The organism is Streptomyces sp. NPDC057616, from assembly GCF_042800575.1.
Lineage (GTDB): Bacteria > Actinomycetota > Actinomycetes > Streptomycetales > Streptomycetaceae > Streptomyces.
Genome location: NZ_JBHVGU010000003.1, coordinates 364954 through 374220 on the forward strand (window position 1 = coordinate 364954; position 9267 = coordinate 374220).

General features: G+C 72.4%; 10 protein-coding genes. 6 read left to right on the top strand and 4 right to left on the bottom strand.

Annotated features, from left to right (window positions below):
• Positions 1 to 20: 20 nt before the first annotated feature.
• Positions 21 to 830, bottom strand: coding sequence for an enoyl-CoA hydratase/isomerase family protein (locus tag ACFU97_RS05240; RefSeq protein WP_384251079.1), 810 nt, complete (start codon positions 828 to 830; stop codon positions 21 to 23).
• Positions 831 to 1005: 175 nt separating this feature from the next.
• Between ACFU97_RS05240 and ACFU97_RS05245 the strand changes: the two genes are divergently transcribed.
• Positions 1006 to 1572 (top strand): hypothetical protein, encoded by a 567-nt coding sequence (locus tag ACFU97_RS05245; RefSeq protein ID WP_384251081.1) that lies wholly within the window; start codon positions 1006 to 1008, stop codon positions 1570 to 1572.
• Between the two features lie 37 nt (positions 1573 to 1609).
• On the opposite strand, the gene ACFU97_RS05250 is transcribed toward ACFU97_RS05245, so the two are convergent.
• On the bottom strand, positions 1610 to 2734 hold the full coding sequence (locus ACFU97_RS05250) for an adenylate/guanylate cyclase domain-containing protein (RefSeq protein WP_384251083.1): 1125 nt from the start codon (positions 2732 to 2734) through the stop codon (positions 1610 to 1612).
• 122 nt (positions 2735 to 2856) lie between these two features.
• Entirely contained in the window at positions 2857 to 3717 is an 861-nt protein-coding gene (locus ACFU97_RS05255) for a biotin--[acetyl-CoA-carboxylase] ligase (protein WP_384251086.1), read from the bottom strand.
• A 110-nt stretch (positions 3718 to 3827) separates the two neighbouring features.
• Here ACFU97_RS05255 and ACFU97_RS05260 point away from each other — a divergent pair, with 110 nt between their 5' ends.
• The 4 genes from ACFU97_RS05260 (at position 3828) to ACFU97_RS05275 (ending at position 6532) form a co-directional block, all read left to right on the top strand.
• Positions 3828 to 5438 carry an acyl-CoA carboxylase subunit beta gene (locus tag ACFU97_RS05260; RefSeq protein ID WP_384251090.1) on the top strand — a complete coding sequence of 537 codons (1611 nt, stop codon included), beginning with the start codon at positions 3828 to 3830 and terminating at the stop codon, positions 5436 to 5438.
• 17 nt (positions 5439 to 5455) lie between these two features.
• The gene (locus ACFU97_RS05265) at positions 5456 to 5665 is read left to right on the top strand and encodes an acyl-CoA carboxylase epsilon subunit (protein ID WP_384251093.1); all 210 of its coding nucleotides are present in this window, start codon (positions 5456 to 5458) and stop codon (positions 5663 to 5665) included.
• A gap of 70 nt (positions 5666 to 5735) precedes the next feature.
• A complete protein-coding gene (gene mmpB / locus ACFU97_RS05270; RefSeq protein WP_384251095.1) occupies positions 5736 to 5864 on the top strand; it encodes a morphogenic membrane protein MmpB in 129 nt (42 codons plus the stop codon).
• A gap of 47 nt (positions 5865 to 5911) precedes the next feature.
• Complete coding sequence (locus tag ACFU97_RS05275; protein WP_384251097.1) at positions 5912 to 6532, top strand: Maf family protein; 621 nt, start codon at positions 5912 to 5914, stop codon at positions 6530 to 6532.
• On the opposite strand, the gene ACFU97_RS05280 is transcribed toward ACFU97_RS05275, so the two are convergent.
• Positions 6501 to 6998, bottom strand: a complete 498-nt coding sequence (locus ACFU97_RS05280; protein WP_384251100.1) for a hypothetical protein — start codon at positions 6996 to 6998, stop codon at positions 6501 to 6503. The genes ACFU97_RS05275 and ACFU97_RS05280 overlap by 32 nt on opposite strands.
• 388 nt (positions 6999 to 7386) lie before the next feature.
• Here ACFU97_RS05280 and ACFU97_RS05285 point away from each other — a divergent pair, with 388 nt between their 5' ends.
• The gene (locus ACFU97_RS05285; RefSeq protein WP_384251102.1) at positions 7387 to 9159 is read left to right on the top strand and encodes a biotin carboxylase N-terminal domain-containing protein; all 1773 of its coding nucleotides are present in this window, start codon (positions 7387 to 7389) and stop codon (positions 9157 to 9159) included.
• The last annotated feature ends 108 nt before the right edge of the window (positions 9160 to 9267 follow it).

The following is a 9267-nucleotide window of genomic DNA, read 5'->3' on the forward strand; positions in this document are numbered from 1 at the left end:
GACCCTCAGCCCCCAACCCCCTACTCCCCCGGCCACTCCGGCTTGCGCTTCTCGTTGAAGGCTGCCACGCCCTCCGCGCGGTCGCCCGAGAAGGCCACCGAGCGCCATGCCGCGTCCTCGACCTCCAGGCCGGCCCGTAGGTCGAGGCCGTGACCCAGGCGCAGTGCGCGCTTCGCGGCGCGCAGGCCGACCGGTGAGTGCGCGGCGATCCGGGAGGCGAGGGCCAGCGCCTCCGCCCGGTCGCGGCCCTCCTCCACCAGCTCGTCGACGAGCCCCAACTCCCGCGCCTCGGCGGCCTCCAGACGCCGCGCCGAGAAGATGAGCTCGGCCGCCCGCGCGGCCCCCACCCGCCGCGGCAGCAGCTGCGTACCGCCGCCGCCCGGGATGACGCCCACCGACACCTCGGGCAGCCCCACCACGGCCGTACGGTCGGCCACGATCAGGTCGCACGACAGCGCCAGCTCGAAGCCCCCGCCCAGCGCGAACCCGTGCACGGCGGCGATCGTCGGCACGGGCAGTTCGAGGACACCGGTGTACGCGGCCCGCGCCACCGGCCGCTGCCGGACCAGGTCGAGGTCGCTGAAGGAATTCCGCTCCTTGAGGTCGGCGCCGACGCAGAACGCCCGCTCGTGCGTGGAGGTCAGCACGACGACACGTACGTCACGGTCCGCGCCCAGCGCCGCGCACGCCCCGGCGATCGACCGCGCCATCTCGGTCGACACGGCGTTCATGGCCTTGGGCCGGTCCAGGACGAGCTCGGCGACGTGCCCGGCACCCTCGCCCTCGTCCCGCCGCACCACCACGAACTCCCCGAACCGCTCCTCGCTCATGACGCCCTCCGGTTAACGCGGGTTAACAAGTCTCGGCCCGATCATCGCAGGGTTTCCGCCCGCTGTCCCCGTTCGGGTGACATCACCGCGACTCCCGCCCCGGCGCGCACCGCAGCGCGTAGCGTGCCTGCGCCACGGCGCGCAGGGGGCGCGAGCGCAACGGGGAGGGGTCGCGATGACGGAGACACCGGTGGGACGCGGCAGGCATCGCAGGCCCCGCCCACGCAAGGTCCTGTTCGCCGTCGGCGGGCTGGCGCTGGCCGCCGGCGCGCTGAGCCTGGTGCGGATGGCGCCGGAATCGGGAGTCGGCGGGCTCGGCACCGCGGAGGCCGACCCGCGGCAGGACCCCGGCCCCGGCACCGCCCGGTCGGGCAACGCCACCACCGCCGTCGAGGCCGTACCGAGAGTGAGCGGGTCCGCCGCCTCCGTGCTCGGCGGGGTGAGCACGACGCCGACGGCGGGCGCGAGCGTCCTGCCCCTGCCGGCGACCACCACGTCACCGGCGGACCCTGCGGCCGCCCCCACCGGCGGCACCACGACGATGCCCGAGGCGCCGAACGGCCCGACGGCCACGGTCCGGCCGCCCAGCACGACGGCCCCGGCACCCCGCCCGACCCCGACGGCGGGCGGGACCACACCCGCCCCCGCACCGCAGCCCAGCCACCCGCACGGCCACGGCCCGGGCCTGTGCGTACCGGTCGTCGGCCTGTGCGTGGGCACACTGACCGGCACGGACCGCTGAACGGCCGGCGCCGGCCACCCGCAGGACGAGCTGCGCCCTAGCGCGCCTCGCTCCGCCGCGTCAGCAGCCACGGCTCCACCACGCCGAGGCCACGTACCGGCCGCTGCCACATCGGCTGGAGTGCGAAGCGGTACGTCGGGGGCTCCTCGCCCTCCTTCTCCGCGGCGGCCGCGGCCTCGGCCGCCTCGGCCTCGGAGGCGGGGGCCTCCCCGGTGCGGATCAGCTCCTGGGCGAAGTCGCTGTCGACGAGGACGGCGTCGCGCGGAGCTATCGAGGTCAGCCGGGAGGCGAGGTTCACCGTCGTACCGAACACATCGCCCATACGAGTGGTCACCGTGCCGAAGGCGATGCCGACGCGCAGCTCGGGCATCGTCTCGTCGTTCGCCATCGTCTCTATCAGGCGCAGCGCGATCTCGGCGGCGACCCCGGAGTCGTCCGCCGCGTACAGCACCTCGTCGCCGAGCGTCTTGACCAGCCGGCCGCCGTGCGCGGCGACCAGGTCGGCGGCGGTGGTCTCGAAGGCCTCGACGAGCTCGCCGAGCTCCTCCTCCTCCATCCGGCGGGTGAGCCGGGTGAAGCCGACCAGGTCCGCGAAGCCGACGGCCAGGCGCCGGTCGACCATCTCCTCGTCGTCGGCGGCCTGCACGACGCGGCCGGCCGAGGCGGCGAGCTGGCGCCGCCAGACGTAGACGAGGAACTCCTCCAGCTCGGGCAGGAGCAGCTCGACGATCGGGTACGTCACCTCGGTGCGCGTCATCCCCGGCTCGGGCGGCTCGGTCAGGCCCTCCAGGAAGGAGTCGATCTGCCACTCGGCCAGCCGGGCCGTGGTCTGCCCGGTGGAGCGGGCCACCTGCACCGCCATGGCCTCGCTCAGCAGCCCCGCCTCGACCAGACCGGACAGCCGGCGCAGTGCCAGCACGTCCGCCTCGGTGAGCGCCTTGGCCTGCCCGATGTCGGCGAAGCCCATCGCCCGCCAGAAGCGCGTGGCCAGCTCCACGGAGACGCCCGCGCTGCGCGCCGCCTGAAAGGGGGTGTAGCGCCGCTCGGCGCCGAGGATCAGATGCTCCAGACGCAGAGCGAGCGGGTCGTCGCCGGGGTCGGCGGCATGGGGGTCCACCCGGCCGTCCGGGTCCGAACCGGATCCCGTGTCGTCGACGGTCACGCCTGCTGCCCTTCCCATCTGCCACGGTCAGGTATCGACCGGCCTCAACTGTACGGCAGGTGTGCGGTAGCTCACTCCCGCCCGTCGTGCACAGCTGCGGGCAGCCGTACCCCCACCCTCCGCTAGGCGGGCCTCAGGTGCACGATGTCGCCCGCCCCGACGGGCTCCTGTACCCCGTTCTCCGTCGCGATCACCAGCCGGCCGTCGCCGTCGATCGCCACCGCCTCACCGGTGATCGAGCGGTCGCCGGGCAGCTCCGCCCGCACGGTCCGTCCCAGCGTCGCGCAGCCCGCCGCGTACGTCTCCTGCAGACCGCAGGCCGCCGGGTCGCCGCCTGCCTCGCGCCAGCGCCCGTACCACTCGGCGAGGGACCGCAGCACCGCCCTGAGCAGCGGATCGCGGTCGGTGCTGACCGCCCCGGCCAGCACCAGCGACCCCGCCTGCGGGACCGGCAGCTCCGGCTCCCGCAGGGTGACGTTGATGCCGACCCCGACGACCACGCCGCCGTCCCCGGCCCGCTCGGCGAGGATGCCGCCGGCCTTGCGCTCCTCGCCGGCGATGGAGACCAGCAGGTCGTTGGGCCACTTGAGTGCCGTGTCCACGCCCGCGGAGCGGGACAGCCCCGTCGCCACGGCGACCCCGGTGAGCAGCGGGAGCCAGCCCCAGCGGGCGACCGGCACCTCGCCCGGCTGCAGAAGCACGGAGAAGAACAGTCCCGAGCGGGCCGGCGCCCTCCACTGCCGGTCCAGCCGGCCCCGCCCGGAGGTCTGCTCCTCGGCGATCAGGACCGAGCCCTCGGCCGCCTTGCCCGCCGCGGCCAGGGCGACCAGGTCGGAGTTGGTGGAGCCGGTGCTCGGCACCACCTCCACGTCACGCCACAGCCCGCCCTCCTGCACCAGACCGCGGCGCAGCGCGTTCGCGTTGAGGGGAGGCCGGTCCAGATCGGACCAGCGGCTGTCGTCTGAAGCATCTCGCGGCGTCATGCAAGCCACCCTAGGTGTGTGAAACGCCGCACTGCTGATTCGTAGGCCCCCCACTACTCTACGGATGAGTAACCGTCCCCCCTTTTGAGCAGGCAGGGAGCCTCATCCCGATGTCCGAGCCGGAAGAGCGTCAAGAGATCCCAGGGATCGACATCCACACCACCGCGGGCAAACTCGCGGATCTCCAGCGCCGTATCGAGGAAGCGACGCACGCCGGCTCCGCACGCGCCGTCGAGAAGCAGCACGCCAAGGGCAAGTTGACGGCCCGTGAGCGGATCGAGCTGCTGCTCGACGAGGGCTCGTTCGTGGAACTCGACGAGTTCGCCCGGCACCGCTCCACCAACTTCGGCCTCGAGACCAACCGCCCCTACGGCGACGGCGTCGTGACCGGCTACGGCACGGTCGACGGCCGCCCGGTCGCCGTCTTCTCGCAGGACTTCACCGTCTTCGGCGGCGCGCTGGGCGAGGTCTACGGCCAGAAGATCGTCAAGGTCATGGACTTCGCGCTGAAGACCGGCTGCCCGGTCATCGGCATCAACGACTCCGGCGGCGCCCGCATCCAGGAGGGCGTGGCCTCGCTCGGCGCGTACGGCGAGATCTTCCGCCGCAACACCCATGCCTCCGGTGTCATCCCGCAGATCAGCCTGGTCGTCGGCCCGTGCGCGGGCGGCGCGGTCTACTCCCCCGCGATCACCGATTTCACGGTGATGGTCGACCAGACCTCGCACATGTTCATCACCGGCCCGGACGTCATCAAGACCGTCACCGGCGAGGACGTCGGCTTCGAGGAGCTGGGCGGCGCCCGCACCCACAACTCGACCTCCGGCGTGGCCCATCACATGGCCGGCGACGAGAAGGACGCCATCGAGTACGTCAAGCAGCTGCTGTCGTACCTGCCGTCCAACAACCTCTCCGAGGCCCCGGTCTACCCCGAGGAGGCCGACCTCGCCGTCACCGGCGAGGACCTGGAGCTGGACACCCTCGTGCCGGACAGCGCGAACCAGCCCTACGACATGCACACCGTCATCGAGCACATCCTCGACGACGCCGAGTTCTTCGAGACGCAGCCGCTGTTCGCGCCGAACATCCTCACCGGCTTCGGCCGGGTCGAGGGCCACCCGGTGGGCATCGTCGCCAACCAGCCCATGCAGTTCGCCGGCTGCCTGGACATCAAGGCGAGCGAGAAGGGCGCGCGCTTCGTGCGCACCTGCGACGCCTTCAACATCCCCGTCATCACCTTCGTCGACGTCCCCGGCTTCCTGCCGGGCGTCGACCAGGAGCACGACGGCATCATCCGCCGCGGCGCCAAGCTGATCTACGCCTACGCCGAGGCGACGGTCCCGCTGATCACGGTCATCACCCGCAAGGCCTTCGGCGGCGCCTACGACGTCATGGGCTCCAAGCACCTGGGCGCCGACCTCAACCTCGCCTGGCCGACGGCCCAGATCGCCGTCATGGGCGCCCAGGGCGCGGTCAACATCCTGCACCGCCGCACCATCGCCGAGGCCGACGCCGCCGGCGACCTGGAGGCGACCCGGGCCCGGCTGATCCAGGAGTACGAGGACGCCCTCCTCAACCCCTACATCGCGGCCGAGCGCGGCTACGTCGACGCGGTGATCATGCCCTCCGACACCCGCGCCCACGTCGTCCGCGGTCTGCGCCAGCTGCGCACCAAGCGCGAGTCGCTGCCGCCGAAGAAGCACGGCAACATCCCCCTCTAGCCCGGCAGGGAGCCGTCATGAACATCAAGGTCGTACGGGGCAACCCGACCGCGGAGGAGCTGGCCGCCGCCCTGGCGGTGGTCCGCGCCCGCGCCGCGGCGGAGGCCTCCGTCCCGCCCGGCGCGACACGGAAGCGCGACACCTGGTCCGACCCGTCCCGCATCGCCTCGCACCGCCTGCCCCAGCCGGGCCCGACGTCCTGGGCCCGCACCTACTGGCCGGGGTAGTGCGACGCCGGGCGCCAACTTGAGTACCCGTACTCAGGCGCCCGGCCCGGGCCCGCCGCACGCTGGAAGCATGCTGTGGTCAGACCCCGAGAACGAGCCGCCCAAGGAACTGCGCGACACGCAGGACATGATGCGGCGGCTCGGTCTCCTCATGGCTCTGGCCATGATCCTGGCGATGATCGTCATCGGGCTGAGGTAGGGCGACCGCCGGCCCGCCGCGCCGTCACTCGCGACTACCCTGACCGCATGACAGACGCGCCCCGCCGCCGCCTCATCCTCGCCTCGCAGTCCCCTGCCCGGCTGAACCTGCTGCGCCAGGCCGGTCTCGAACCGGAGGTCATCGTCAGCGGTGTCGACGAGGACGCCGTGACCGCCCCCACCCCCGCCGAACTCGCCCTCGCCCTGGCCGAGGCCAAGGCCTCCGTCGTGGCGGCCAGGCCGGACGCGCACGGCGCCCTGGTCATCGGCTGCGACTCCGTCCTCGACCTGGACGGCGCGGCGCTCGGCAAGCCGGCCGACGCCGAGGAGGCGACGGCCCGCTGGAAGACGATGCGCGGACGCGCGGGCACGCTCCAGACCGGCCACTGCGTCTACGACACCGTCAGCGGCCGCTACACCTCCGCGACCGCCTCGACCGTCGTCCGCTTCGGCGAGCCCACCGACGAGGAGGTCGCCGCCTACGTCGCCTCGGGCGAACCCCTCTACGTCGCGGGCGCGTTCACGCTCGACGGCCGCAGCGCGCCGTTCATCGAGGGCATCGACGGCGACCACGGCAACGTCATCGGCATCAGCCTGCCCCTCGTCCGCCGGCTCCTGGCCCAGCTGGGCGTCGGCATCACGGAGTTGTGGGCGCCGGCGGAGAGGTGACGGGCGAACCCTCGCCGTCCTTGCCGCCGTCGTTCTCCGGGGGTGTCGCGGCCGGGGCCGCGTCCGCCGGCTCCGCCGGGCTGTCGTAGGTCATCAGGAGCAGCACGATGAGCCCCAGCACGACCACCATGAACAGGAACGCGCCCCAGCCCACCAGGCCCCAGGCGAAGGCCCCGAGCAGCGCGTGCACGACGGCCGCGCTGATCAGCAGGATGCGTCCGAAGCCGGCCGGCGGGCGGTTGCGCAGCGCCACGAGCAGCGCCACCAGGCCGCACAGGGCGAAGTAGAGCCCGAAGACGATCCCGCCGATCTTCGAGGAGTTCGCCATCATGTCGGAGTCGAGTCCGGCCAGGGACATGTCCTGACGGTCGACCACGACCCCAAGGAACCAGTTGAGCGCGGCGACTCCGAACGCCTCCACGAAGAGCACGATCGCCACGGCCCATGCCACCGGTCTGCGTACCACCGGTTCCCCACCCACTTTCGACCGCCGTGCCCGAATCGGGCCGGGCACGGCTGCTGTTACCCCAAGTACGTCCCGGACATCGTGAACGCTACTAACGGGTAAACCCCGGGACAAGGGTTCTGCGGAGGGCAAAGATTCGTTGGGCCATTCGTAGGGACTCCACAAAGAAACCGAGTGGCCCGCAGCACGCTCTCACAGAGACCTTGACCACACGGGAGAGCTAGGGTTTCCCGGAGGAGTCCTGCGTGCCGCGGTGCGACAAGGGCTTTCGCGGGTCGAGCGAGCCTCGTATCACGCTCCGTGTGGGCAAGCTCACCATTGGGGACGGGTCGTAGTGCCGTGTAGCCAGTCCCTAAACTCGGCTTGTTTCAAGGAGGGAGCCTCAATCGTGCGCAAGGTGCTCATCGCCAACCGTGGCGAAATCGCTGTCCGCGTGGCCCGGGCCTGCCGGGATGCCGGGATCGCGAGCGTGGCCGTCTACGCGGACCCGGACCGCGACGCTCTGCACGTCCGCGCCGCGGACGAAGCGTTCGCCCTGGGCGGTGACACCCCGGCGAGCAGCTACCTGGACATCGAGAAAGTCCTCAACGCCGCCCGCGAGGCCGGCGCGGACGCCGTCCACCCCGGCTACGGCTTCCTGTCGGAGAACGCCGAGTTCGCCCAGGCCGTGCTGGACGCCGGGCTGACCTGGATCGGCCCGCCGCCGCAGGCCATCCGCGACCTCGGCGACAAGGTGGCCGCCCGGCACATCGCCCAGCGCGCCGGCGCCCCGCTGGTCGCGGGCACGCCCGACCCGGTCTCCGGCGCCGAGGAGGTCGTCGCCTTCGCCCAGGAGCACGGCCTGCCGATCGCCATCAAGGCCGCCTTCGGCGGCGGCGGCCGCGGCCTGAAGGTCGCCCGCACCCTGGAGGAGGTGCCCGAGCTGTACGAGTCCGCCGTGCGCGAGGCGGTCGCCGCCTTCGGCCGCGGCGAGTGCTTCGTCGAGCGCTACCTCGACCAGCCCCGCCACGTGGAGACCCAGTGCCTGGCCGACACCCACGGCAACGTGGTCGTCGTCTCCACCCGCGACTGCTCGCTCCAGCGCCGCCACCAGAAACTGGTCGAGGAGGCCCCGGCGCCGTTCCTGTCCCAGGAGCAGCTGGCGGAGCTGTACGCCTCCTCCAAGGCCATCCTCAAGGAGGCCGGCTACGTCGGCGCCGGCACCGTGGAGTTCCTCGTCGGCAACGACGGCACCATCTCCTTCCTCGAGGTCAACACCCGCCTCCAGGTCGAGCACCCGGTCACCGAGGAGGTCGCCGGCATCGACCTGGTCCGCGAGATGTTCCGCATCGCCGACGGCGAGGAACTCGGCTACGGCGACCCCGAACTGCGCGGCCACTCCTTCGAGTTCCGCATCAACGGCGAGGACCCCGGCCGAGGCTTCCTGCCCGCCCCCGGCACCGTCACCCTGTTCGCCCCGCCGTCGGGACCGGGCGTGCGCCTGGACGCCGGCGTCGAGTCCGGCAGCGTCATCGGCCCCGCCTGGGACTCCCTGCTGGCCAAACTGATCGTGACGGGCCGCACTCGTAAGGAGGCCCTCCAGCGCGCCGCCCGCGCCCTGGAGGAGTTCCGGGTCGAGGGCATGGCCACGGCCATCCCGTTCCACCGCGCGGTGGTCAAGGATCCGGCGTTCGCGCCCGAACTGACCGGCAGCACCGAGCCGTTCACGGTCCACACCCGCTGGATCGAGACCCAGTTCGTCAACGAGATCAAGCCCTTCGCCGCCCCCGCCGACGCGGAGTCGGACGAGGAGCCGGGCCGCGAGACGGTCGTCGTCGAGGTCGGCGGCAAGCGCCTCGAGGTCTCCCTGCCGTCCTCGCTGGGCATGTCCCTGGCCCGCACCGGCCTCGCCGCCGGCGCCCGCCCCAAGCGGCGCGCCGCCAAGAAGTCCGGCCCGGTCGCCTCCGGCGACACCCTCGCCTCGCCCATGCAGGGCACCATCGTCAAGGTCGCCGTCGAGGAGGGCCAGGAGGTCAAGGAGGGCGACCTCGTCGTCGTCCTGGAGGCCATGAAGATGGAACAGCCGCTCAACGCGCACAAGTCCGGCACCATCAAGGGCCTGTCCGCCGAGATCGGCGCCTCCCTCACCTCCGGCGCCGCCATCTGCGAGATCAAGGACTGATCAGCGCGACGTTCACGAGGCGCCCGGCGGACTGGAGCAAGAGGTCCGCCAGGCGGCTCGTTTTTCTCCCCCGTCCCCCAAGGAATTGGTTTGGGCCGGTGCCCCGCC